The sequence below is a fragment of the Bacillus sp. CH_70 genome (assembly GCF_038007045.1).
Lineage (GTDB): Bacteria > Bacillota > Bacilli > Bacillales > Bacillaceae_G > Bacillus_A > Bacillus_A cereus.
In genome coordinates, this window is sequence record NZ_JBBOWL010000001.1 from 3,444,357 (window position 1) to 3,469,704 (window position 25,348).

The window sequence follows — 25,348 nt, forward strand, 5'->3', positions numbered from 1 at the left end:
CCATAAAATAAGGAAGCTAACTATTGTTAGCTTCCTTATTTTTCATTTCAATTATTTAGTTCGACACTTTTGACTCTTCGATTTTCTCACGAAGAACCATTTGCAGAATACCACCGTGACGGTAGTAGTCAATTTCTACTTCACTATCGAAACGAGCTACTACTTCAAATTGTTTTTCGTTGCCATCTAAATCAGTTGCAACTACTTTTACAAGATCGCGTGGTCTAACTGATTTGTCGATTTGAATTTCAAATGACTCGTTACCAACAAGGCCTAATGTTTCAGCACTTTCGCCATCTTTAAATTGAAGTGGTAATACACCCATTAACACTAAGTTACTGCGGTGAATACGTTCGAAGCTTTCTGCGATTACTGCTTTAATACCTAATAAGTTAGTACCTTTCGCAGCCCAGTCACGTGAACTTCCCATACCGTAATCTTTACCAGCAACAACTAGAAGACCTGTTCCATCTTCTTTATATTTCATAGCAGCATCATAGATTGATGTTACTTCACCAGTTGGCCAATATGTTGTATATCCGCCCTCTGTTCCTGGTGCGATTTGGTTTTTAATACGGATGTTTGCAAATGTACCACGCATCATAACTTCATGGTTACCACGACGAGAACCGTAAGAGTTAAAGTCAACTGGTTGTACGCCGTTTTCTAATAAGTAGCGTCCAGCTGGTGTGTGCTTACCAATTGAACCTGCTGGTGAAATGTGGTCTGTCGTTACAGAATCACCAAATTTACCAACTATGCGTAAACCTGATAACGTTTCAACTTCACCTGGCTCTTTAGATAACCCTTCAAAGAATGGTGGGTTTTGAATGTATGTTGAATCATTATCCCAAGTATATAAAGCTTCGTTTGAAGTTTGGATTTCATTCCAACGCTCATTGCTATTAAATACTTGTGCATATTCTTTCTTGAATAGTTCAGATGTAACAACGCTTTGAACTACATCTTCAATTTCTTTAGCTGATGGCCAAATATCGTTGAAGTAAACAGCATTGCCATTTGCATCTTTACCGATTTCATCATTTTTCAGGTCAATATCAACAGTACCTGCAAGTGCATATGCCACAACAAGTGGTGGTGATGCTAAGTAGTTTGCTTTTACAAGTGGATGAATACGACCTTCAAAGTTACGGTTACCAGATAAAACAGATGTTACTAATAAGTCGTTTGCTGCGATTGCTTCTTCTAATTCTGGCGCTAATGGACCAGAGTTACCGATACAAGTCGTACAGCCGTAACCAACTGTTTGGAAACCTAATTGATCTAAATATGTTGTTAAACCAGACTTATCTAAGTACTCTGTAACAACTTTAGATCCTGGTGCTAATGATGTTTTTACGTACTCAGGTACTACAAGTCCTTTTTCAATTGCTTTCTTCGCAACTAGACCTGCCCCAATTAATACATATGGGTTTGATGTATTTGTACAGCTTGTAATTGCAGCGATTGCAATTGCACCTGTTTTCATCGTTACTTCTTTATCTTCTAATGTAACCTTCACTTCTTTATCGAACTCTTGCTCATTAAATCCAAGTCCTTGTGTTCCAACTGGTGCTACAACAGCTTTGTGGAACGCATCTTTCATATCTGAAAGTGGAATTAAATCTTGTGGGCGTTTCGGTCCAGAAAGGTTAGATTCAATTGTATTTAAATCAATTTCAACCAGATCAGTGTAGATTGGATCTTTACTGTCTGCTGTATAGAATAAACCGTTCGCTTTACAGTATTCTTCAACAATACGAATTTGCTCTTCATCTCTACCTGTTAAACGTAAGTATTCTAATGAAATATCATCGATTGGGAAGAATCCACAAGTTGCGCCGTATTCTGGTGCCATATTTGAAATTGTTGCACGGTCAGCTAAAGGCATGCTCTTTAGTCCATTACCGAAGAACTCAACAAATTTACCAACTACACCTTTTTGACGTAATACTTGTGTTACTTTTAATGCAACGTCTGTTGCTGTAGTACCACTTGGAAGTGTGCCAGTTAATTTCACACCGATTACTTCAGGTACTGGGAAGTATGAAGGCTGTCCAAGCATTCCTGCTTCTGCTTCAATACCACCAACGCCCCATCCAAGAACGCCGATACCGTTAATCATTGTTGTATGTGAGTCTGTTCCAACTAATGAATCTGGGTATGCAACTAAGTCACCTTCAGCATTTTTCACAGCATGAACAACTGGTGCTAAATATTCAAGGTTTACTTGGTGTACAATGCCTGTAGCTGGTGGAACTGCACGGTAGTTATCAAATGATTTTTGTGCCCAGCTTAAAAATTTATAACGTTCTTCATTACGTTTAAACTCTAAGTCCATGTTGAATGCAAGCGCGTCTGCCGTACCCGCTCTATCAACCTGTACAGAGTGGTCAATTACAAGGTCTACAGTAATTTCAGGATTAATTTTGTCAGGATCCCCACCCATGTCTGCCATTGCTTTACGAAGCGAAGCCAAATCAACAACAGCTGGAACACCAGTGAAATCTTGTAAAATTACACGAGATGGTTTAAATGGAACATCGATATCTTGCACATCTTTCGTTCCCCATTTCGCTAAATTTGTAACATGCTCTTCTGTGATTACACGTCCGTCTACTTGACGAAGTACTGATTCAAGTAAAACTTTCACGGAATATGGTAATTGAGATACGTTGCCAACCCCTGCATTTTCAAGCGCTTTCAAATCATAATAATGATACGTTTTTCCATCTACTTCAAAAGTTGCACGTGATTCAAATGGATTATGTTTGACCATTATATTTCCCCCCTGTTAAACGTGACTAAGTTGTCTGAATATAAAATGTAGACAAACTTTTCAATACCTTACGATAATATCTTATTACAACTTTCTAAATAAGTAAATAATAAGAAACTTATAGATTATCATAAGTTTTCTTTATGTTTCTAAATTTGAATAGCTTTCATGCTCCTTATGAATACTATTATCATAAAGTAAAGTGCTCTATCAGCGGTTTACTTACAGTTCATACATACTATGAACTGCTCATCATTCAACATACAAAAAATGTTATAGAGGTGAAATAAAATGGGTAAAAGAAAAGCAAATCATACTATTTCAGGAATGAATGCTGCATCTGCACAAGGACAAGGACAAGGAACTGGTTACAATGAAGAATTTGCAAACGAGCCTTTAACTCCAGCAGAGCGACAAAATAATAAGAAACGTAAAAAGAACCAGTAAAGAAAAATCCCAAAAGGTCTATTTTCCTTTTGGGATTTCTTCTAATGTTTATAACGTAGTAATTCCGAAACCGTTACAAATCGATAGCCCTGTTTTTTCAGCTCAGGTAAAATTTTTGCTAGCGCTGCTACCGTTTGACTACGATCATTCCCTCCATCATGTAACAATACAATATCGCCACTTTTAGCATTTTTCACTACATGATTTACAATGGATTCAACCCCTGGATTTGCCCAATCACGCGGGTCTTGATGCCACGACCATAGAACGGTTTGATAACCGGCTTCTTTCGCTGTTTTAAATACAGCATCGTTAATATATCCGCCAGGAGGACGGAATAGCAAAGGTTCTTTCACCCATTTTTCAAAAAATTTCTTTCCATCCAGAATGTCATTTTTCAATTTTTCATCTGATGAGTTATTTGCATACAAATGATTCATCGTATGATTTCCAATTTCATGCCCATCTTTTAAAACTTGCTTTACTAAGTATGGATTACGCTGAACTCGAAATCCAATCATAAAAAATGTCGCTTCCGCCTTATATTGACGTAATAAATCTAAAACTTGTGGTGTATACGTTGGATCTGGCCCATCATCAAATGTAATTGCAATAATTTTTTCATTATTAGGTACTTCCCATGTTACATAACCAGTTGGTTCTAACTCTTTTCTGAGCAACATTTTCGCTTCCACTTTTTCCACTTGAAATATATGTACTGCACATAGCAAAGAAAAAACTAATAGAAAAATTTTCTGTTTTAGCATAACGTTTACTAAAGCAGCAAGGTTGTCGAATAGACAACAACCTCATTTACTTTTCTAATTGATCTACATTTCGCATTATATTTTGGAGATTCTTTTCATATTGCTCAAGTTGTGGACGTTGTGTTTCTGAAGCTACCTCTAGTGCATTTTGAATTTGTTCATATGCTTCCTGAACCTCTTGGCGTAACTCTTTTAAATCATGACCGTAGTTAGGGTCATTTTTCACAATATTATTAAATGCATTTTCTGCTTGTGTAACTCCTTGCTGTGCCGCTTGAAAGGCTTGTTGCTTATCTTTATGATATGGCATTATATAATCCCCTTTCTATAATTGTTAGTCCCCTTTATCTTTACCTTTTTTTCTAAAAACATTCTCGTATAAAATCGCCAACTTCTCTCATTCTAAAAAGAAAGAGGAGGTGTCATATACAATGGGTAAAAACAACCGTGAATCAAAAGAAAAACAAGGACAACCTGAACCATTAAGCGGATCTCATAAAGTAAAAAACCGTAACCATTCACGCCAAAAAAAACATTCACATCATGATATGTAATAAAAACATTCACATACCGTGCACATTCAACATAAAATGTTTGTATTTCATCATTTATTCTTCACCTCTGTTTCATTCATGCATAACATGATATGAATTGATATTTTACGGAGGGTGTCTTACATGGGCAAGAAAAAGAAGAATTGTCTTTTTCATGTTGATGGTTTCGAAGAATGGATGGATCAATTTTGTTCCGATTCTTATAGTAACTTTAGCTTTCCAAATCAAATTCACATCGATCTTTGCGAAACCGAAGAAGAATATATTTTGGAAACAGATGTACAAAATGTCACGGAACAAAATGTACTCATTAAAAAGTTAGAGACAGGCCTAGCTATATGCATACTTCATAAAAACATTTCCTTACAACGAACAATCCCTTTACCTACTACTATCATTTATAAAAAGATGCTAGCCTGCTTAGAAAACGGATTTTTAGCCATTCATATTTCCAAAAATGAAGTTGCTGATAAGCATGAAAAAAAAGTTCTTTTTTCAAATTAAGAGTTAATATAATTCAAACTAAGCCCCAGTTGGTTACTGGGGCTTATGTTATTTCGCATGCATTTCTATATTAGAATTTCTATCATATCTTTTTTTCGATAAACCTTTTGTAACTAAAAGCACAGGAAATGCCACAGTTGAAAATATAGCTAATGCTGAAAATACCGCAAACCCATTTTGGTACCCGTAGTAATCGAGAAGTACTCCTCCGAACCACGGACCTATTACTGCTCCAATTCCCGAAAAGCCCATCGCACCGAAGTATGTTCCTTTTAGATGCGCAACAGCAATATCATCAATAAATACATCCGTCATCGAAAACATTAAGACTTCTCCAATTGTAAAAATAATTGTACAAACGGCAGCACCTAGCATAGATTCTACTATTCCAAAGCCAAATAATCCCCCGCTCACAAATAAAGTCCCAACCATAATTGATGTTAACGGTGTATACTTTTTGCACATTTGAATAACAGGGTATTGGATCATCACTACAACAATTGCATTTAAAGCGAGCATATATGAGAATAGCTTCACCCCATCCTCAAATATATGTGCATTTGCAAAATATTGAGATACTGTCGTCGTTAAATGTGAAAAACCGCAATTACTCAAAATAATACCGACTAAAGCAACTAAAAATACTATATCTTTTCGCAATATACGTATTGCATTTAGCATTGTAACAGGTTTTTCTGTACTCAATTTCTTTTTTTCCATTGGATACTTCTTAAATTGGAACGCTAATATAGCTGTATATAGAATATATACCCCAGCTGCTACTAAAAAAGGAATTGTTGATTTTGCACTTCCAATCTGTAATCCAACAATTGGTCCAATTGCAACTCCAACATTTATTGCACCGTATCGTAAATTATAGACGAGTAACCGATACTCAGGCTTTGTTAAATCTGATAATAATGCTCTTGATGTTGGCTCAAAAAACGACCTACATAATCCATTTAAAGCGTTTAATAAAAAGAAACTTAAAACATGATCCGCAAGTGAAAAACCTATAAACACAAAAATCCAAACGATCATGGACCAGAGCATAATCGTTTTCCGGCCAAATCGATCTGATAAATTCCCTCCGATAAAACTAGCAAAAACACCAACAAGTGCACTCGTTCCGATAATAGCACCAGTCATTCCAGCTGATACACCTTTAACAGTCGTTAAATAAATCGCTAAAAAAGGGATACTCATTGAAGTTGCAAACCTAGCAAACAATGTCCCTAAAATAATACTCATTCCAAGCGGATGAATATGCTGTAACTTCCCCTTCATCGTTAAACCTACTCTCTCTATTTTCACAAAAAAAAGAAAGCAAAGGATCTGCTTTCTTTTCCTTTTTCTATACTTGAGCTGTTGATACCCGAGTTGTTCTCGTTATGTCCATATCAATTCCATATGTGAACTGTAATTCTTTACACACATCTTTAATTAAGATTGCGACATTATACTTTTCATTAAATTGTAAAACTATGTTTTCTACTTCTTCATATGTATACTTATATTCCCCTGTAATGACACTTTTTAGATCAAAGCATTCGTTAATACAAAGTTGTACAAGTAGCTGGTCATATTTCTCTATTACATCTTCTTTCTTCCAAAGTAACTCTTTTACATATAATCGATCAAACTTCACACTTTCTCGATTACAATCCGTTAAAATCCGGGTCATTTCGTTTAATTCTCGATATAATTCGGAAATATTTCTACTTAAACTAAGCAGTTTATCTACGCCGTTTTCATATAACATATTTATTCCACCCCCGCATTTTCTTCCCCTTATTATAGCAAGAAAATTCTAAAAATAGTTTCTTTCTTCTGAAATATTAGGAAACTAATTTTAATTGCATTACAATGAAACTAGTTAATGCGAGAGGAGAAAGAAAATTGGAGCACAAATTATATTACACTGACGCTTATAAGCAAGACTTTACTACTAAAATTATAAAGCAAGATTATGATAAAGACGGTAACTTATACGTTGTTTTGAATGAAACAGCATTTTATCCGACAGGTGGCGGACAACCATATGATACTGGTACATTAAATGATATCAATGTAATCAATGTAGAAGAGATAAACGGAGAAATTCGTCACTACATTGCAGAACAATTACATACAGAAGACGTAGAAGGTAAAATCAATTGGGAGCGCCGTTTTGATCATATGCAACAACATGCAGCTCAGCACATTTTATCTGCTGCTTTTTGGGACCATTTTAACATACCTACAATTGGATTCCATCTTGGTAAAGAAACAGTAACAATTGATTTAGAAACAGAAAATCTTCATGCAGAAACGGTTGAAAAAGCAATACAAATTGCAAACAAAATTGTTTTTGAAAACCATCCAATCAGCATCCAGTGGATGGACTTAGAAGAAGCGAAAACGTTGCCCCTTCGTAAAGAACCGACTATGACAGAAAATATACGGGTTGTTATTATCGAAAACTTTGACTACAACGGCTGTGGTGGAACGCATCCGAAACGAACTGGTGAAGTTGGTCCTATTCAAGTACTAGGATGGGAGCGCAATAAAGGTGGTATACGCTTAACGTTTATCGCTGGTTGGCGTACACTTAAATTAATGGGACAACAGCAACAAATTATGAAAGATGTTTCTAAACAATTAAACAGTAGCGAAACTGATATTCCAGCAAAAGTGGCGCAACTGCTTACTTCTCAAAAAGAAAACGAAAAAGCAATACAAACAATGAATGAAAAATTATTATTTGCAGAGGCAAATGAACTACTTCTACAGCCTATAAAAATTCATGCTGACATACTTATTTCTAAAGTATTTACAAATCGTTCTATGCAAGAAATCGCAAAGCTTTCCGCTATTATTACAGAACAACAAGAGCATGCAATTACGTATTTCGTCATCGAAAATGATGACAAACTACAATGTATTCTCGCTTGCGGAAAATCAGTATCACTCGATATGAATGCTCTTTTAAAAGACGCTCTTCCTACAATCGAAGGAAAAGGTGGCGGAAATAAGAAGAGTGCTCGCGGTGGCGGGAAAGCAATTATGAGCGGAGATGAATTTTTAAATCAGCTTGTTTCTTCTTTACAGTCAGCAGTTTAAAACATGTTATGAAGGATAGCGAACGGCTATCCTTCCCCTATATTTACAGACCTATATTTTGTTTCAAACCTTGATAACTCCCTGCATTTACAAAACCTTCACTTATAAGATTGATAAAAGTTTCCGAAAAACCATAATGACTTAAATCTTTAATCGGCACCATTTGCACATCATGAATTGGATTATGATCAAACTCGTTAGAAGGTAGCATAATTTCACCTTCAATCCTTTTAAGCAAAAACGTTATATGTAATAAAGACGGGCGAGCATCTGGTTTATCACAAACATAGAGTAGCTTCTGAATGTTAACTTCTAACCCTGTCTCTTCTCTCATTTCTCGAATCATTGCTTCCTCTAGCGTTTCGCCATTCTCTGCTCTTCCTCCAGGTAAAGACCAATTTCGATTAGCCACTTTTTGCTTTACTAGCAATACCTTTTCATCTTCAATTAAAATTCCTGTAACACGAACTTGCATTACATTTTCCATATGCAATCTCCTCTTCCCATTATATTTACAAATTAACCCTTCCATAAAAAGAACATACGTTTTATAATTGAAGAAAATTATGGAAGAAAGTAGTTGTTACATTCATGCGTCCAACTTTAACAAAGTCTATATCACTTGAAGATTTCCAAAACTATTATTGGTTAAAAGCAGAACTCCAAACATTTTGTCGTGAACATGATTTGCCAGCTAGTGGCTCTAAGATCGAAATAACCGAGCGTATCTCACATTATTTAACTACTGGTAAAATATTAAAAAACAGCTCTGTTCAAAAGGTGAGTAAAGCTTCCCTATCCTATAAAGACCTTTCTCTTCGAACGATTATTACTAACAATCACCGCTGTAGCGAAGATGTTCGTGCTTTTTTCAAAGAAAAAATCGGAACAAACTTCCGCTTTACAGTAGCTCTTCAAAAATTTTTCAAAGAGAATGTTGGAAAAACATATGAAGACGCGATAACGTTTTGGTATGAAGAGAACGAACGAAAAAAAGATCCTACTTATAAAACAACTATCAGCTCGCAGTTTGAATACAATCGCTTTACTCGCGACTTTTTCGAAGATCCAAATAATAAAGGGAAAGCAAAAGCTGATGCGATTGCTGCTTGGAACGAAATGAAAGCGAAGCCTGGTAGCAATATTTATGTTCCTCAAAAAGTAGAAAACTAGTTACCTCGCTAGTCTTCTACTTTCTCAAATAATAGCGCAATCCCTATCCCGCCTCCAATTCCTAATGTAGCAATTCCATATTTCATAGACTCTCTTTGTGCCTGATAAAACAAACGTGTTACAAGCATAGCCCCAGATGCACCGTACGGATGACCGAGCGCAATTGCTCCACCATTTACATTTACTTTTTCGTATGGAATTTGTAACTCTTTTGCGCAAGCAACAACTTTTGAGGCGAATGCTTCATTTATTTCAAAATAATCGATGTCCTCTACTTTTACATTCATTTCGTTTAATAATTTGTTCACCGCAAATATCGGACCAGTCCCTGGAAGCTTGGGATCTACTCCCACTACAGCACTACGAACGAAACGAAGGACAGGTTTATAACCTAACTTACGGGCTTGTCCCTCTTCCATTACAAGAACAGCACATGCCCCATCATTTACACCACATGAATTACCTGCCGTCACTGTTCCATTTTGTAAAAATGCGGGCTTTGTTCTTTTAATGATTCGTTCATAATTCATTTCTGGCTTTATAGATTCATCTAATAATCCATTAAAAGAAAATATTTCATCATGTATATATCCTTTTTCTAACGCTTGCAGTGTCCGCTTATAACTAAGACAAGCATACTCGTCTTGCATTTCTCTCGTTATATTATAACGCTCCGCAACATATTCAGCCGCTACTCCCATGTCAGGATCACCAATTGTTTCAGGTGAAAATCGTGCTCTTTTTTGAAAAGGTGACGTACTTGTACTCTCTACTCCCCCGGCGATATAACACTTATCTGCCCCGCCTTGAATGAGATGACACGCAGTTCGAATTGCTTCTAAACCAGCACCACATTGCCGATCAATCGTTACACCAGGAATATGATAGCCAAGTCCCGCCTCTAAAGCAGATAGTCTCGCAACATTCCCTCCTGGCCCAACAACATTACCTAATATGACATCATCTATTTCCCTCTCAATCCCTTTACTTAAAAACGTAAGAAGCGGCGTTGTTAATTGCTGAACTTCATACTCTTTTAACATCCCATTCTTCTTACCAATAGGTGTTCTTTTCGCCTCTACAATGACTGCTCTATTCATATATTTTCTCCCGGTTTTCAATCATACTTTTTGCTTCCATACGAGCGATTTTCCCACTATTTGTATAAGGTATTCCATCTACAAAATGCCATTCTTTCGGTATTTTAAAAGAGGATAATCTCTGTAAGCAAAAACTCTTTAATTGTTGTTTCGTAGCACTTCCTTTTACGATCGCGACGGGCTTTTCACCCCAGTAACTATCTTTCACACCAATTACAACTATTTCATCAACAGCTGGGTGTTCATGTAATACACTTTCTATTTCTTCTGGATAAATATTGATTCCTCCAAATAAAATCATATTCTTCTCTCTACCAACAATATATATAAAGCCTTCTTCATCTTCATAGCCTACATCTCGCACTGTCATCCAACCTTCTGCATTCAACTCCCGTGTTAAAACCCCATCTATTATGTATCCCATAAAAAACTGATCACTTTTCACATAAACAGTTCCTATTTCACCTTTTTGTACTTCTTCGCCTGCTTCATTACATATTCGAACTTGCACATTATGACACGGTTTTCCTACTGAATTTGGCCTTCTTTCGCTTTCTGCATCGACTAGTGCTGTTACAAAACTTAACTCTGATGCACCATAAAATTCATATCTTTTCGCATAAGGAAATATATTCTTTATTTTTTCTTTCGCTTCAGCTTCCCATTTCGCTCCTGACGAAATAATTTTCACTTTATTTTCTATTAATCTACTTTCTTTATATAAAGATTCAAGCATTGTCGGAACTGTATACATAACTGATATATTTTCAGTTTCTAACTTATCTAATACTTGATTTGGAAAGAACTTTCTCATAATGTGCACTGTTTGTCCTACATATAATGCACTTATTGCCCCGTATAAGAAAAGAGAATGAACGAGCGTCCCAGCTATTAAAATCGAATCCTCCCTTTTCATATGAAAGTCATGTACATTACAATCAAAACTATGAACCCACGATTGTTGTGCACGTAAAAATGCTTTTGCTGTTCCTGTTGATCCTGATGTAAATCCCATATAAAAAGGAGCATGTTGTACACTTTCTACAGTGGAATATGTAGGAAGATATTTCTCTATCATTCTTTTCCACTCATCAATTTCAATTACTCTTCCTTCTTCATCCAATAGATCATTCACCTTATATCGTTCTGTCACAATCATATCCGGATTACTAATTTCAATTCTTTCTCTGAGCTCATCTTGTTTCCACTTTATATCTAACGGAACACAAACCCACCCGGCCATAGCGGCACCAGAAAATAGTTGTAAAAACTCTATACGATTTTCTAATAGGATTGCTATCGTTTTATTCTTCGATTTTTTTTCATTTAACCAGCTTGCTACTTTACAAACTGATTCAAACCACTCTTTATATGTTAAAACTCTATCATTTTCCTTTATCGCTATTTTATTTGGTTGTAAAGAGGCATGCTTTTTATATTCTTTTGTAATCCCCATATGAGACGTCCTTTCTTTACAATAATAATAAAAAGAAACACGCAATTAACGTGTTTCTTCCCTTTATCATCCCGCATTTGTATATTTTCCATTCTTTAAAGCGGGCGTAATAATATGTTTCAATGAACGATGTAATTTTGTTACGAGAACTGCCGCAATAATTGCTTTTATACAATCCCCTGGTAAAAACACAGCACTCACTTTCATTGTCTCCCATACAGAAACATCCATTAAGAACGCTTGTACAGTAATACCAAATACATAAACTACGAAAATACCACCAATTATATTAATACATAATACTTTTATAATAGAAACTTCACGTAAACGCTCAATTAAATAACCAATAACAAACGCCCCAATGATGTAACCAAGTAAATATCCTGCACTTGGTCCAACAAATACACCAAGGCCACCGCGTCCACCAGCAAGCAATGGTGCTCCAACTCCTACAATAAGTAAGAAAATAAGCTGACTTAACGCACCTAGACGTGATCCTAACACCCCACCCGCAAGCATAACACCGAGTGATTGCAATGTAATTGGAACTGGTGTAATAGAAAGAGCAATCGGAGGTATTAACCCTAACACTCCCATAATAGAACTAAATAAAGCGACAAAAACTAAGTTTTTTGTATTCATATTTGCTTCTCCTATTTGTAAACTTAAAATTTATTTTAGATAACATATCACAAAAATTATATTATCTTTCCACTCCTCTTTTGTCAACCATTAATGTATTAGAGTTTACAAATAGAAGTTCACTTATTTCTCTCTATGCAAATGCTCCAGTTCTTTCCGAAGCGCCTGTTTTAAAAACTTCCCAACAGATGTTTTCGGTATTTCTTCCATAAAGACAATATCGTCTGGCAACCACCACTTCGCAAACTGTGGTTTTAAAAACTCATATATTTCTTCTTTTGTAACCGTACTATTTTTCTTTTGAACAACGCAGGCAATTGGTCGCTCTTGCCACTGAGGGTGAGGAACTGCAACGACAGCCGCTTCAAATATAGCATCATGTGCCATTAAAGCATTTTCAAGATCGACCGAAGAAATCCATTCTCCCCCGCTTTTAATAACATCCTTCGTACGGTCAACAATTTTCACGCAACCTTCCTCATCCACTGTGACAACATCACCAGTATATAACCATCCATCGCGAAACCCTTCGACAGTACGATCATCGTTATAATAGCTTTCAGCGATCCAAGGTGCTCGTAAACATAGTTCTCCCATCTCCGTACCGTCCCACTTCACTTCACCATTTGTACCGACTACTTTCATCTCTACACCAGGGACAAGATACCCTTGCTTTGATCTAATTTCTAATTGCTCTTCATACGATAATTCTGTTTCATAACTTTTTAAACGTGCAAGTGTTACGAGTGGGCTTGTTTCGGTCATACCATATGCATGGATGAAAGGAACATTGTGTTTCTGTTCAAATGCTTTAATAACACTTTTCGGTGCGGCTGCACCACCACATAGTATTCTCGTCATACTAGATAAATCATAACTATTATTTTCTAACTCTTGTAATACACCGAGCCAAATTGTCGGCACACCGGCAGCTAACGTCACTTTTTCAGATTGGATCATTTCTAATAAAATTTTCGGCGTAAACATCGGTCCTGGAAGAACTTGTTTTGATCCAAACCAAGTAGCCGCAAAAGGAAGTCCCCAAGCGTTCACATGAAACATCGGGACGATTGCCATTGCTGCATCACTTTCCGATAAAGCAGCTGTATCAGCTAAACCGAGTGCCATACAGTGTAATACAGTACTACGATGCGTATATACAACACCTTTTGGATTTCCTGTAGTCGCTGACGTATAACACATACCAGCAGGTGTATTTTCATCAATATCTTTTACAAATTTGAAATTTGGATCGCCTTCTTCTAATAGCTTTTCATAATGATATACAGGCTTCAACGTCGTATTTGGGAGTTTATCTTTATCAGTCATAATAATGTAAGCTTGTACAGTTGATAATTCGGATTGAATACTTTCAACGAGTGGTACGATATCTTCATCAATAAGTAAAATTCGATCTTCTGCATGCTGAATAATGTATGAAATATGTTGAGGAGATAAACGAATATTAATTGTGTGTAAAACGGAAGCAATACCAGGAATAGCAAAATACGCCTCCACATGTCGATGATGATTCCACGCTAACGTTCCTACACGTTCACCTTCTTTAATTCCAAGCTTTTTCAACGCACTGGAAAGTCTTCTCGTCCTTTCCCCTAACTGCTTATACGTTAACGTTGTAACTGTATCATGCGTCCGTGAAACAATTTCTTTCTTCGAAAACAGTTTCTCTGCTCTTTCCATCATAGAACTAATTGTTAGCGGTACATTCATCATCATATTGGTTATGTCCCCCTTTAAAACGTTTTCATTTTCCGTTTATTATAACAGACTTCTACAAATGATTACGATATTTTTCTGTATTTTCTGAATTATTTCTTTGGAAATAATTCAGAACGATAAAAAACATGTTTTGAATACATTGATTCGAAACATGTTTTTTATTTTTTATAAACTATCTACCTTTTTCCTTACTTTCTTTTTCAGTTTAAAAATAAAACGATTACTGTATTCCTTATTTTCTACTAAAATCCGATACGTCTCTAACACTCCTAACACACGTACAAAAAGATAAACTCCGATAGCAATAAGTACAACACAATAAGGATAATACTGTACGAGTTCTCCCGAAGTGATTCGTTTTTTCTCAAATAAAAACGGTATCGCTCCTGCTGCAATAAAACAAAATCCAACAATCATCACTGCGGCATACTTCTTCTTAATAATCGCATATCTTTTTGTCAATTCTTTTAGAAAGTTTTGATCAAATAGTAGTTCTTCTTTTTTCAATACATTGTATCGACTCTCTTCTATCGTTACAGGTGCCATCATTGCTCCGATCCCAAGCACTGCAATGATAATGACAAGAAACGTAGACATTGTTGCATTTTCTTTAAATAATAAGTACGGTATTGTAGATAAAATAAGCAAGCTAAATCCTAATGCAATATATTTAGAAATTTTTTGTCCATACACTATATACCCTTCTGCCATTTCCTTACTTACATAATAACCATTTTCCTTTTCGTTACTTTGCTCAGCAGTTTCTTTTAATAAATAGTCAAGTGATACTTCAAATACATTTCCAATCATTATTAACTTTTCAGTTTCAGGAAAACCTTGACCGTTTTCCCATTTACTAACCGCTTGCCTTGTTGTGTTTAATTTCTCGGCTAATGCTTCTTGAGAAAGACCCTTTTCTTTTCTTAATTTAAAAAGCTTCTCACCAAATCCCATATGTGTGTCCCCCTTCGTTTTCTTAACTAAATTGTATGTAAACATTGCTCTTACCTCTATCTTCCTGCGGTTGCACCTTGTCAACTTACGGTTGCGATTGTGTTATATAGTGGTTTTGTATACGATTTAGCTATTATTCTTCTATGATTATGGCGTTAATAAACCACCCTTTCTTAATAACCAATTATAACAATTAAAGGTAATTATTGTTATAAAAAATCAAAAAACTCCTTTATTCATTTAAAGGAGTTTTAAATATGAAATATTCCAAGAGGAGCTGTTTTTTCTTCCTCCTACTACCTCACAATTTCTTCTATATATTTTTATGTGTCATATAACGAACTATGTACTGTATATGTTTTCATCTCTTTATCTGAGGCATACTCATATATATGTAAAATATTACTCTTATTAACTACCCTAATAAAACCACTACTCAATAATCATAACGGCTTCTGCTTAAACTTTTCATAATGTCGTACTTTTAATGAAAGGATATTTCCGCAGTCTGTACAAATATAAGCATCCACCGGTGAAGATGTGAACATCGTTTCCTTTTTCCGTATTTGTGCATATCCGACAAACTCACCTTCTCCTATGTTTTGAGAACCACAATTAGAGCATGTCTGCACGGCTTTTTGTTTCATGAGAGCACCACCTTTAATCTGTTTCTACTCCCTTCGACAGTTCAATTCCATTTCCCTTCCAAAAAACTTCTTATTCTCCTACATTACAACAGGAATCTCAAAACAAAAATCGTATATATACTATGAAATATATTTATTAACGGAGGAATTTTATGACTACTGTTATGACACTCGATATAGCAACAGAAATTGAAAATGCAGAAATTGATATGCTCTCTTCTAGATTAGAGGGACTACAAGCAATGAGTGGAAATCCAATGCAAGTGCAAATGAAAAAGTTCGGTAGTGCCACTACCTTTTCATCAAAAATAATTGCCGGTCCTGCTTTTAATACGGTAAAAGGTATTACAAATGCAGATGCGATTGATGCAATCATTTCTTATTATGAATCACTACAAATTCCTTGCCGTTTTGAAATTACACCAGCTCAAGGGACAGCTGAATTATTTCAATACTTGTCTCAAAAAGGATTTTACCAATCCAGCTTCCATACCGCTTTATATAGTATACCGAGAGAAGATCCATCCCTGCTTCCTGCTAACATTTCAGTACGCCAACTGAAAGAAAATGAATTTCATATTTTTGCAGACATATATGTACGTGGATTTAATATGCCATCCTTTACAAAAGATGGAGTGCGCCAAAATAACGAAATTCTTTACGATAAACCAGGATGGCATTTTTTCATAGCCGAAGTTCAAAATACTCCTGCAGGCATTGGTGTCCTGTACATAAATAATGGGATTGCTTCATTAGCTGCTTCTGCTACTTTGCCAGAATTTCAGCGTAAAGGCTGTCATACTGCATTAATTCAAAAGCGAATTGAAACAGCTATTGAATCCAATTGTAATTTAATAGTTGGACAAGCAAGGTTCGGTAGCGGCAGTCAAAATAACATGGAACGTGCCCACATGAAAATTGCTTATACAAAATCAATATGGACCGCAAAAGACATATAATTTACTTTATTTCTCCTTCCGTTACATTTTTAAACATTTTATGACAAATCCTTTTCTATCCTATTAATCATTTGAATATTCAAACTAGATTTGTTACGATATTACTAGATACATCATTCAACTTGCAATATGAAAAGAGAATTCTAATCAAACTACAAGGAGGAGAAATGTATGACTAAACATGATCATGGTTTAAAAGAAAAAGTAGAAGGTACCATTGATAAGGTAAAAGGTGAAGTAAAAGAAGTTGTTGGGAAAGTAACTGACAATAAGAAATTACAAGCTGAAGGAAAATGGGATAAGGTGAAAGGCACTGCTAAAGATACAGTTGGTAATGTAAAAGAAAAAGTACATGAATATAAAGAACACAAGAAAGAAAAATAAAAAAAGAGCCCATCGGCTCTTTTTTTATTTTCCTTCATTCTTCTCTAGCACGTATAAATCTTCTTCCATATTCGTTAACTTCTCACTTACAAGCTTTCTTGCATCTCCAATTGCTTGATTATATGCAAACGGTCCAACTAATTTAATCATTTCTTCTATTAAACGCTCTGCTTGGAAACGTCCAATTTCATCTAAATCTTCTTCCATAAAAAATTGCTGAATTTGTGCTACAAGCTCTTCTTTTTTATCATTTGGTATTTTTATATTCATCATCGTTGTTACTCCTCTATATTTAAGATAATATCTTCCTTAACTCTACCATAGAAAAACGATTACCAGGACAGCTTTTTGTAACTCCTTCTAACTCTCTATGACCGAGTATATTTTCTTTCTTTATAGCAAATTGCTTCATAAACAGTTTACATAAAGAATATAATGCATTCACTTGTGCAGGAGTTGGATCGTATTTATCGAAATTTCCCGTCATACATATTCCAATTGTATGGCGGTTATGGTCTTTCGCGTGCGCTCCAATATGTAAACCTCGTCCTTCCACTACAGTTCCATCCTTTTCGATAAAATAGTTGTAACCAATTCCGCTCCACCCTCTTACAGTTTGATGAAATTCATGCGTTTTATACACGTCCCATCCATCTTCAGCTGTATGGTGAATAATCAGTTTGTTTACTTTTTCTAAAGGAACTAATTCATCTTGAAATGTTAGATTGACACGTTTAATTTCCATTTGAACTGCCTCCTCTTAAAAATCAATCATAATAATCGTTTTATCATCTGGCCTTATTCTCTTTTCCGCTTCTAGCTCTTCAATAATTGCTATATATTCGTTTATACTATTCTTTCTTATATATGCAACAGTTTGTTCTAATGACCAATCTGGGTGAAATAACCCGTCTGAACAAATAAAAATCCCACTCACTTCATCTGTATGTAATTCACCATGTTGTAAATAATGTATCGCTTCTTTCATTCCATTTGCAACTGAATAACCATTTGGCATATTTGCAAGATAACGATTGTATTTTAACTGTTCTCGAACATCTTGAAAAACATATTCTTCTGGTACAGATAACCCTTTTTTACGATCTTCTTCCCTCTTCTTTTTTGCTCTTTTACTAATTCCTTCAACTGTGTCTTTCGTTAATACTTGCATCGTTCCATTTTGAAAAGTTGCGACAATCATACAGTCCCCAAGCTGCGCATATTCAATTTTCTCACCAACTATTTGGACTGCTGCGATACATGTGCACCACAAATGCTCTTTTTTTCTCGTGTCTACTTCATATTCTAACATTTTGCTTTGCAATGCTTCATTTGCTTTGGCAACTGCAAATTGTAAACTATGATTCTCTCGTAATGCAGTAAAATAACTTGCAAATAAATACGAAGCGATGTATGCTCCATTATGTCCCTTTTCATCACGAAACGGGACAAGTGGTGTTGCACCGTCACATACACCATAAATCTTTTTTTCTTTATTACAAAAATAAGAATCCTCACATTCTTGCTTCAACGGGCTTTTCTGTTGATATGTTTTTATCTTCACAACTGTATCCCCTTTCAAATGATAAAATACTCAAATTCTTTTGATTAATCTAATTTACCTAAATAAACTGTTTTTACCCAAAACTTTCAATATCATATATAATCTTGAAATAATATGAATTTTTCAGTGAAGGACGGGAAAGAAATGGTCAGATTCCTTGGTGTTATTATCGGTTCTATTATTATTGCGGTTGCCTTTAATCTTTTCCTTATCCCCCACAAAATTTTAAGTAGTGGAATTGGCGGAATTGCTATTATTTTAGGGATTGTAACCCCTGTAAACACAGGCATTATTAACTTTGTATTAAACTTACCTATCCTTATTTTAGGGTACATAGGTCTTGGAAAAAAAGTAATTTTTAACACAGTTGTCTCTGTAGTTGTATTATCTGTTGCATTATACTACGTTCCAGTAAAAGTCGTAGCAACAGATCCATTGTTATCTTCTATCTTCGGAGGTGTAATCGCCGGAGCTGGTATTGGTCTTGTTTTTAACTGTAATGGATCCACTGGTGGATTTGATATTATCGGTATGCTTTTATCCCGCAAGCGAGACATTAAACTTGGCGGATTCCTTATTATTTTAAATGCAGTCGTTGTAATAATCGCAGGATTCTTCTTCACCTGGGATGTTGCACTTACAAGCTTACTTTCAATTTATGTAACTGGTAAAGTAATTGATGCTGTTCATACAAAACATCGTAAAGTTACACTTATGATTGTAACAAATGAAGCAGAAAAAATGAAAAAACAACTTCTTTCAACTGTTGTACGTGGAATAACGTTACTTGATGGCGAAGGTGCTTATTCAAGCGAGAAAAAGCGTGTACTTATGACCGTCGTTTCTCGTGAAGAATTAGCAAGTATGAAACTAACAATTTCTGAAATCGACCCGAATGCTTTCGTTAATATTACAGAAACTGTAGAAGTGTTAGGACTTTTCAGAAGAAGTTAAAGACTAGGTGGGAATCCACCTAGTCTTTATTTTGCATAAATTCAATTCGGTTTCCAAATGGATCTGACACGTAAAATCGAATTACATCTGGCCGTGCATAATCATCAATCACTTTAACACCTTGCTCTATAAGTGTTTGCTTAAATTCATTAATTTCATTCACATAAAAAGCTGGATGAGCCTTTTTAGCTGGTGTAAAGTTCCGCTCGACACCAATATGGATTTCTTGATTTCCGCATTTAAACCAACATCCACCTCGTTTTTTCAACTCTTCTGGCTTTGGAATTTCTTCCATACCAATCGTATTCCCATAAAAATCACGCGCCTCTTCTTCACACCCTACAGGTGCAGCTACTTGCACGTGATCAATCCCTTGAATATAATTTTCCATTTTCTCTCCCCCTCCTCTACCCTAATGTTATACGGAAAACAGCCGTCTGTAACTTACAAAAGGTTTATAAAACAATATAAGCTCCCCTTATTACCATCCTGCATTCACCTTGCAAAAAATAAAAAAAACAAAATTTATTCTATAACTTCCATTTTTTATAGAAATACACATTACATCTATATTATAGTTATGAATAGACAAATCTTTTTAGATGCTATTTGTACGGAGGAACTATTATGAGTCGTAAAAAATATTCACCAACTCAAAAAAAACGTCATCCGAACATTTCTAGACGTTTGCGAAACCATATACAAGATCGTTCATTAACAGAAATGTACGCATCTCTGTTCGAACACAATCCTGATAGTATTATTTCATTAAATTTAGAAGGAGTTATTCTACATATAAATCCTTCTGCCGAAAGAATATTAGGTTACACTTCTTTAGAATTAGAACAGAAAAATATTACCTCTATTTTAGAAGCCCATATTTCTGAGCAAGTATTACAAAATATAAAGAATACTGAAGCGGATAATCAACAAGAGTATATCTTATCTATTTATCATAAAAATGGATTCTTATTAGATGTTGTGACAAAACTAGTTCCTATTTTTGTTCAAAATCGTCTTACTGGCGTATACGCTATTATGAAGCCGCTTGAAAAATCAGAAAGAATTGAGAATATGCTAAAAGAAAGTGAGAAGAGATTACGTACATTAGTAAACTCCATGCCTGCGTTTGTTATATTTAAAGATCATGAAGGGCGCTGGCTTGAGGCAAATGATTACGCACTTTCTTGCTTCAATTTCCATCATGTACCTTACCACGGGAAAAAAGATAGCGAACTCATTCAATATAATGAAGCATACCGAGAAGCTTTTTTACATTGTGAAGAAATCGATGAACTAGCATGGCAACAAAGACAAATTCTTCATGGCGAGGAATTTATTATACATAGAGATGATTTCGATCTAATCTTAAGTATATCAAAAGTTCCGCTTTATCATCCTGATGGTTCTCGCAAAGGTCTTATCGTGATGGGGCGAGATGTTACTGAGCTAAAAGAAACTGAAAAGTTACTACGAAAATCAGAGAAGCTCGCAGTAGTCGGACAACTGACAGCTGGAATTGCCCATGAAATTCGAAATCCACTCACTTCTCTAAAAGGTTTTCTAACGTTGCTCCTCCCTGAAATAAGTGAAGAGCAGAAATGGTATATCGATGTTATGTTAAGTGAGATTTCACAAATGGAATCCATCACGAGTCAATTTATGGCGATGTCTAAGCCACAAGTATTATCTATCCAAACTTGTAACATACAAACTTTAATTGAAGAGGTAGTTACATTTATTTTACCGACTGCAATTATGCATAGCGTTCATATCATCATGGATCATTTTGATTACGTATATGATATTCAATGTGACGGTAACCAATTAAAACAAGTGTTTATAAACATATTAAAAAATGCGATAGAAGCAATGCCAAATGGCGGAAATATTTTCATCCAAACAAAACCATTAGAGGATAATTTCATCTTAATACGAATTATCGATGAAGGTTGCGGCATTCCTGAAGATCGTATCTCCCGTCTAGGCGAACCTTTTTATAGTTTAAAAGAAAAAGGCACAGGACTAGGATTAATGATGTGTTACAAAATAATTGAAGAACATCATGGTAGATTACACATTTCAAGCGAATTAAATAAAGGTACGATTGTTGATATTGAGCTACCACTTTCTTCATCTCATCTTGCAATCCAGTCTTAAATAAAAAAGAAGCATCTGCTAATCGTTAGCAGATGCTTCTTTTTTTAAAATGCTTTGTCATACCACTCTTTTGCTTTTTCTACTTCACCCATCGTTAATTGATGCCCTCGATTTTCCCAATGCATTGTTACATTCGCATTTGCATTTTCTAATAGTACCTTCAATTCCTCTGACTCTGCTGATGAACAAATTGGGTCATTTGTCCCAGCAGCAATAAACACAGATTTCCCTGCTAAATTTGCTAATTGCATTCCTCTTCTAGGTACCATTGGGTGATGAAGCACAGCACCTTTTAATGCATTTTCGTAATGGAATAATAAGCTTGCTGCGATATTTGCCCCATTCGAATAACCGATAGCTACAATGTTATTTCTATCGAATTTATATTCTTTAGCCGCTTCATCTAAAAATTCATTTAATTCCTTCGTACGGAAAATTAAATCCTCTTCATCAAAAATGCCCTCTGCTAATCGGCGGAAGAAACGCGGCATCCCATTCTCTAACACATTTCCCCTAACGCTTAATACCGACGCTTCCGGATCAATTATTTCTGCAAGTGGTAGTAAATCTAATTCATTACCACCTGTGCCATGAAGTAATAACAACACTGGTTTTGACGTATCTTTTCCTTTTTGAAAAACATGTTTCATCATAATCCTGTTCCCCCTTCAATCACTTTAATCTAAATTTCTCACTTCAAATGGTAAAAGCGTTTGTTCAATCTGTTTTCTATGTTGTTCATATTGTTCCGGTAACTTTAATTCCTCACCCATCGTCTCTAACGATTCATCATGAGCGAAACCAGGAGGATCTGTTGCAATTTCAAATAAGATTTCACCATGTTCTCTAAAATAAATCGCGTTAAAATAATTTCGATCTTGTACAGGAGTTACGTGATATCCAAAACGCGACACATGCTCTTTCCAGTCTAGCTGATCAGCATCGTCAATCGCTCTCCAAGCTATATGATGAACTGTACCAACGCCCATTTGGCCACGACCGATTGTTGATAATTTCAAATCAATAATATTTCCAATATCAGCAGAAGAACGGAATCGAACAAATTCACCCTCTTCTCCAATTTTCTCAAGACCCATAATATGTTCTAACAATTCAGCTGTTTTTTGAGGCTGTGCAGATAAAAGAACAGCACCTCCAAACCCTTTAATTGCTACTTCTGGTGTAACTTCTCCAAAACTCCAATTATTTAATTCGCCTGCTTCTCTTTCAACTAATTCTATATGCAAACCATGCGGATCATCAAATTCTAAATACTGCTCTCCAAAACGAGTCATTTTCGTATACGAAACATCGAATTTTTCTAATCTATTTTCCCAAAACTCCATTGCACCTTTTGGTACAACGTAAGACGTAATTCCTACTTGACCATCCCCAATAATACCTTGACGAGCACCTGCCCATGGGAAAAACGTAATAATTGTTCCAGGTTTTCCTCCTTCATTTCCAAAATAAAGATGGTACGTACCTGGATCATCAAAATTCACTGTTTGTTTCACTAAACGTAACCCTAATACACCAGCATAAAAGTCTACATTTTCTTGTGGATGCCCTACAATCGCTGTAATGTGATGGATTCCCATTGTTTTCTTTTCCATTTCTTCCACTCCTTTTTTATTTCATTATAAAAATTCTTTTACATTTAAATTCATTATTCATTTTGTCCATGCTACAAAGTAAAATCCGTCATTATAATTTTATCTCGAATTCGAGATATCGATTACAAAATTACACATTAACTTCCAGCTTGTCAATTCATCTCAAATTCGAGATAATTTCCGAAAAATATTTACTCCATTTGAAAGCTTTATTCAAAGTACAAATTAACTTGAACTCAAATTTATTATAAGTTACTTACTTTTAGTTGTCAATAAGTTCCTTATTTTCATTTTAAATAAAAAGAGAGTAAACTCCAGTTTCGTTTACTCTCTTCGCTAATCATTTCGTTTCTTCTTCCAATATTGCTTCCATCTCATTAAATTCACGATGAACTGCCTTAACGGGTTCTTTCGTTAATAAACTTACAACGATAACAGTTAATAAACTACAGAAGAATCCAGGTACCATTTCATACATAATTGCTTTTAAACTTGGAATTTGTACCCATGCTATAACAACTACTGCACCAACAATCATACCTGCAAGAACGCCCCATTTATTCGTCCTTTTCCAATATAAACTTAATAAAATGACTGGTCCGAACGCTGAACCAAATCCAGCCCAAGCATAACCTACAAGTGTTAAAATTGTATCACTTGGATGATACGCTAAAACAACTGCGATCATAGCTACTACTAATACTGACAATCTACCGATAAATACAAGTTCTTTGTCACTTGCATTACGACGGAAAAATGTTTTATAGAAGTCTTCCGTTACTGCACTTGAAATAACAAGTAATTGTGAGGAAATACTACTCATAATCGAAGCCAAAATAGCTGATAATAAAAATCCTGTAATGTACGGATGGAATAAAATATTGGAGAATGTTACAAAGACCATTTCTGGATCTTGCAATGTCGCATTATTTTTAGCATAATAAGCGATACCAATTAGACCAGTAAGCATTGCACCTATAATTGAAATTGTCATCCAACCGACACCGATTCTACGAGAAGTCTTTAAATCTTTAATAGAGGTGATTGCCATAAAACGGACAATAATATGCGGTTGACCAAAATACCCAAGTCCCCATGCTAAAAATGAAATAATGCCAAGTATTGTGGTCCCTTTAAACATATCTAAATGCGATGCATCGACTTGTTTAATCGTATTAAATGTTTCTGTTACACCACCGACATCCGTAAAAGCAACAATTGGCACTAGTACAAGCGCAATAAACATAATACAACCTTGTACAAAGTCCGTCCAGCTTACGGCTAGAAAGCCACCGAATAGTGTATACGCAACAACGACACCCACTGTTACAAATAAACCAATTTTATAATCTAGGTTGAAAGAATTTTCAAACAAACGTCCACCTGAAACTAAACCAGCCGACGCATAGAATGTGAAAAATACTAAAATGACGATAGCGGAGACAAAACGAAGTATTTTCGTACGATCTTTAAACCGATTCTCTAAAAAGTCTGGAATCGTAATTGAATCATTTGCCACTTCTGTATACGTTCGTAAACGTGGGGCAATGATTAAATAGTTTGCATAAGCACCTATTAATAAACCTATCGCAATCCATACACTTGATAATCCTGTTGCATACATCGCACCAGGTAATCCCATTAGCATCCAACCACTCATGTCAGAAGCACCAGCTGATAAAGCTGTAACTGCTGGACCGAGTCCCCTTCCACCTAACATATAATCTGATAAATCGGATGTCTTCTTATAAGACCAATATCCGATATACAACATACCTGCCATATAAATAGCAAGCGAAACCATAATTTCAATCTTCACCAAATCTCTCCCTTATTCCATAAGCCA

28 protein-coding genes are annotated in these 25,348 nt (G+C 35.4%); 9 read left to right on the top strand and 19 right to left on the bottom strand.

What is annotated here, in order from left to right:
* Window positions 1-55 precede the first annotated feature (55 nt).
* Window positions 56-2,779 carry an aconitate hydratase AcnA gene (gene acnA, locus N2V79_RS17365; RefSeq protein ID WP_098127244.1) on the bottom strand — a complete coding sequence of 908 codons (2,724 nt, stop codon included), beginning with the start codon at window positions 2,777-2,779 and terminating at the stop codon, window positions 56-58.
* Window positions 2,780-3,070: 291 nt separating this feature from the next.
* On the opposite strand from acnA, the gene sspO reads away from it, so the two are divergent.
* A complete protein-coding gene (gene sspO, locus N2V79_RS17370; RefSeq protein ID WP_340720106.1) occupies window positions 3,071-3,226 on the top strand; it encodes a small acid-soluble spore protein O in 156 nt (51 codons plus the stop codon).
* Window positions 3,227-3,267: 41 nt separating this feature from the next.
* On the opposite strand, the gene pdaB is transcribed toward sspO, so the two are convergent.
* Both pdaB and N2V79_RS17380 read right to left on the bottom strand, forming a co-directional pair.
* Window positions 3,268-3,993 carry a polysaccharide deacetylase family sporulation protein PdaB gene (pdaB, locus tag N2V79_RS17375; protein WP_141241000.1) on the bottom strand — a complete coding sequence of 242 codons (726 nt, stop codon included), beginning with the start codon at window positions 3,991-3,993 and terminating at the stop codon, window positions 3,268-3,270.
* 46 nt (window positions 3,994-4,039) lie between these two features.
* A complete protein-coding gene (locus tag N2V79_RS17380) occupies window positions 4,040-4,303 on the bottom strand; it encodes a hypothetical protein (protein ID WP_098127245.1) in 264 nt (87 codons plus the stop codon).
* 121 nt (window positions 4,304-4,424) lie between these two features.
* Here N2V79_RS17380 and N2V79_RS17385 point away from each other — a divergent pair, with 121 nt between their 5' ends.
* Together N2V79_RS17385 and N2V79_RS17390 are read left to right on the top strand one after the other, a co-directional pair.
* Window positions 4,425-4,547 carry a small acid-soluble spore protein P gene (locus N2V79_RS17385; protein ID WP_000517654.1) on the top strand — a complete coding sequence of 41 codons (123 nt, stop codon included), beginning with the start codon at window positions 4,425-4,427 and terminating at the stop codon, window positions 4,545-4,547.
* A 123-nt stretch (window positions 4,548-4,670) separates the two neighbouring features.
* Window positions 4,671-5,051: an Hsp20/alpha crystallin family protein gene (locus tag N2V79_RS17390; RefSeq protein ID WP_000516758.1), complete on the top strand. Its 381-nt coding sequence runs from the start codon at window positions 4,671-4,673 to the stop codon at window positions 5,049-5,051.
* Window positions 5,052-5,099: 48 nt separating this feature from the next.
* Here the strand turns inward: N2V79_RS17390 and N2V79_RS17395 are convergent, their stop codons facing one another.
* Both N2V79_RS17395 and N2V79_RS17400 read right to left on the bottom strand, forming a co-directional pair.
* Entirely contained in the window at window positions 5,100-6,338 is a 1,239-nt protein-coding gene (locus N2V79_RS17395; RefSeq protein WP_048655769.1) for an MDR family MFS transporter, read from the bottom strand.
* A gap of 67 nt (window positions 6,339-6,405) precedes the next feature.
* On the bottom strand, window positions 6,406-6,813 hold the full coding sequence (locus N2V79_RS17400; RefSeq protein ID WP_000965149.1) for a hypothetical protein: 408 nt from the start codon (window positions 6,811-6,813) through the stop codon (window positions 6,406-6,408).
* A gap of 137 nt (window positions 6,814-6,950) precedes the next feature.
* Between N2V79_RS17400 and N2V79_RS17405 the strand changes: the two genes are divergently transcribed.
* Window positions 6,951-8,153, top strand: a complete 1,203-nt coding sequence (locus tag N2V79_RS17405; RefSeq protein ID WP_340720107.1) for an alanyl-tRNA editing protein — start codon at window positions 6,951-6,953, stop codon at window positions 8,151-8,153.
* Window positions 8,154-8,196: 43 nt separating this feature from the next.
* Here the strand turns inward: N2V79_RS17405 and N2V79_RS17410 are convergent, their stop codons facing one another.
* Entirely contained in the window at window positions 8,197-8,640 is a 444-nt protein-coding gene (locus tag N2V79_RS17410; RefSeq protein ID WP_000432568.1) for an NUDIX hydrolase, read from the bottom strand.
* A 104-nt stretch (window positions 8,641-8,744) separates the two neighbouring features.
* On the opposite strand from N2V79_RS17410, the gene N2V79_RS17415 reads away from it, so the two are divergent.
* Window positions 8,745-9,326, top strand: coding sequence for a DUF6434 domain-containing protein (locus tag N2V79_RS17415; protein WP_098127248.1), 582 nt, complete (start codon window positions 8,745-8,747; stop codon window positions 9,324-9,326).
* An 8-nt stretch (window positions 9,327-9,334) separates the two neighbouring features.
* Here the strand turns inward: N2V79_RS17415 and N2V79_RS17420 are convergent, their stop codons facing one another.
* From N2V79_RS17420 to N2V79_RS17445, 6 genes are all read right to left on the bottom strand, one after another.
* Window positions 9,335-10,426 carry an acetyl-CoA C-acyltransferase gene (locus N2V79_RS17420; protein ID WP_340720108.1) on the bottom strand — a complete coding sequence of 364 codons (1,092 nt, stop codon included), beginning with the start codon at window positions 10,424-10,426 and terminating at the stop codon, window positions 9,335-9,337.
* A complete protein-coding gene (locus tag N2V79_RS17425; RefSeq protein ID WP_000513156.1) occupies window positions 10,419-11,882 on the bottom strand; it encodes an acyl-CoA synthetase in 1,464 nt (487 codons plus the stop codon). Before N2V79_RS17425 ends, N2V79_RS17420 begins: the two co-directional genes overlap by 8 nt.
* Before the next feature lie 66 nt (window positions 11,883-11,948).
* Window positions 11,949-12,524, bottom strand: coding sequence for a biotin transporter BioY (locus N2V79_RS17430; protein WP_340720109.1), 576 nt, complete (start codon window positions 12,522-12,524; stop codon window positions 11,949-11,951).
* 123 nt (window positions 12,525-12,647) lie between these two features.
* A complete protein-coding gene (locus tag N2V79_RS17435; protein ID WP_053563822.1) occupies window positions 12,648-14,261 on the bottom strand; it encodes a long-chain fatty acid--CoA ligase in 1,614 nt (537 codons plus the stop codon).
* A 168-nt stretch (window positions 14,262-14,429) separates the two neighbouring features.
* Window positions 14,430-15,218 carry a helix-turn-helix domain-containing protein gene (locus N2V79_RS17440; protein WP_000505605.1) on the bottom strand — a complete coding sequence of 263 codons (789 nt, stop codon included), beginning with the start codon at window positions 15,216-15,218 and terminating at the stop codon, window positions 14,430-14,432.
* Window positions 15,219-15,661: 443 nt separating this feature from the next.
* A complete protein-coding gene (locus N2V79_RS17445) occupies window positions 15,662-15,865 on the bottom strand; it encodes a hypothetical protein (RefSeq protein WP_000810194.1) in 204 nt (67 codons plus the stop codon).
* Between the two features lie 152 nt (window positions 15,866-16,017).
* Here N2V79_RS17445 and N2V79_RS17450 point away from each other — a divergent pair, with 152 nt between their 5' ends.
* Together N2V79_RS17450 and N2V79_RS17455 are read left to right on the top strand one after the other, a co-directional pair.
* Complete coding sequence (locus N2V79_RS17450) at window positions 16,018-16,824, top strand: GNAT family N-acetyltransferase (protein ID WP_000214335.1); 807 nt, start codon at window positions 16,018-16,020, stop codon at window positions 16,822-16,824.
* 171 nt (window positions 16,825-16,995) lie between these two features.
* Window positions 16,996-17,208 (top strand): CsbD family protein, encoded by a 213-nt coding sequence (locus N2V79_RS17455; protein WP_000160421.1) that lies wholly within the window; start codon window positions 16,996-16,998, stop codon window positions 17,206-17,208.
* Window positions 17,209-17,232: 24 nt separating this feature from the next.
* On the opposite strand, the gene N2V79_RS17460 is transcribed toward N2V79_RS17455, so the two are convergent.
* The 3 genes from N2V79_RS17460 to N2V79_RS17470 are packed head-to-tail and all read right to left on the bottom strand — an operon-like array spanning window position 17,233 to window position 18,790.
* On the bottom strand, window positions 17,233-17,481 hold the full coding sequence (locus N2V79_RS17460) for a DUF2164 domain-containing protein (RefSeq protein ID WP_000981066.1): 249 nt from the start codon (window positions 17,479-17,481) through the stop codon (window positions 17,233-17,235).
* 19 nt (window positions 17,482-17,500) lie between these two features.
* The gene (locus tag N2V79_RS17465; RefSeq protein ID WP_000403999.1) at window positions 17,501-17,953 is read right to left on the bottom strand and encodes a peptidoglycan recognition protein family protein; all 453 of its coding nucleotides are present in this window, start codon (window positions 17,951-17,953) and stop codon (window positions 17,501-17,503) included.
* 15 nt (window positions 17,954-17,968) lie between these two features.
* The gene (locus N2V79_RS17470) at window positions 17,969-18,790 is read right to left on the bottom strand and encodes a protein phosphatase 2C domain-containing protein (protein ID WP_003271186.1); all 822 of its coding nucleotides are present in this window, start codon (window positions 18,788-18,790) and stop codon (window positions 17,969-17,971) included.
* A 126-nt stretch (window positions 18,791-18,916) separates the two neighbouring features.
* Here N2V79_RS17470 and N2V79_RS17475 point away from each other — a divergent pair, with 126 nt between their 5' ends.
* The gene (locus tag N2V79_RS17475) at window positions 18,917-19,726 is read left to right on the top strand and encodes a YitT family protein (RefSeq protein WP_000251344.1); all 810 of its coding nucleotides are present in this window, start codon (window positions 18,917-18,919) and stop codon (window positions 19,724-19,726) included.
* Window positions 19,727-19,745: 19 nt separating this feature from the next.
* On the opposite strand, the gene N2V79_RS17480 is transcribed toward N2V79_RS17475, so the two are convergent.
* A complete protein-coding gene (locus N2V79_RS17480) occupies window positions 19,746-20,117 on the bottom strand; it encodes a VOC family protein (RefSeq protein ID WP_340720110.1) in 372 nt (123 codons plus the stop codon).
* A gap of 236 nt (window positions 20,118-20,353) precedes the next feature.
* Here N2V79_RS17480 and N2V79_RS17485 point away from each other — a divergent pair, with 236 nt between their 5' ends.
* Window positions 20,354-21,886, top strand: a complete 1,533-nt coding sequence (locus N2V79_RS17485; RefSeq protein ID WP_000087652.1) for a BA3702 family sensor histidine kinase — start codon at window positions 20,354-20,356, stop codon at window positions 21,884-21,886.
* 44 nt (window positions 21,887-21,930) lie between these two features.
* On the opposite strand, the gene N2V79_RS17490 is transcribed toward N2V79_RS17485, so the two are convergent.
* The 3 genes from N2V79_RS17490 to putP form a co-directional block, all read right to left on the bottom strand.
* Window positions 21,931-22,539: an alpha/beta hydrolase gene (locus N2V79_RS17490; protein WP_000975455.1), complete on the bottom strand. Its 609-nt coding sequence runs from the start codon at window positions 22,537-22,539 to the stop codon at window positions 21,931-21,933.
* A 24-nt stretch (window positions 22,540-22,563) separates the two neighbouring features.
* Window positions 22,564-23,502 (bottom strand): ring-cleaving dioxygenase, encoded by a 939-nt coding sequence (locus N2V79_RS17495; RefSeq protein ID WP_000412727.1) that lies wholly within the window; start codon window positions 23,500-23,502, stop codon window positions 22,564-22,566.
* Window positions 23,503-23,842: 340 nt separating this feature from the next.
* Window positions 23,843-25,321 (bottom strand): sodium/proline symporter PutP, encoded by a 1,479-nt coding sequence (putP, locus tag N2V79_RS17500; protein ID WP_000687594.1) that lies wholly within the window; start codon window positions 25,319-25,321, stop codon window positions 23,843-23,845.
* Window positions 25,322-25,348 lie beyond the last annotated feature (27 nt).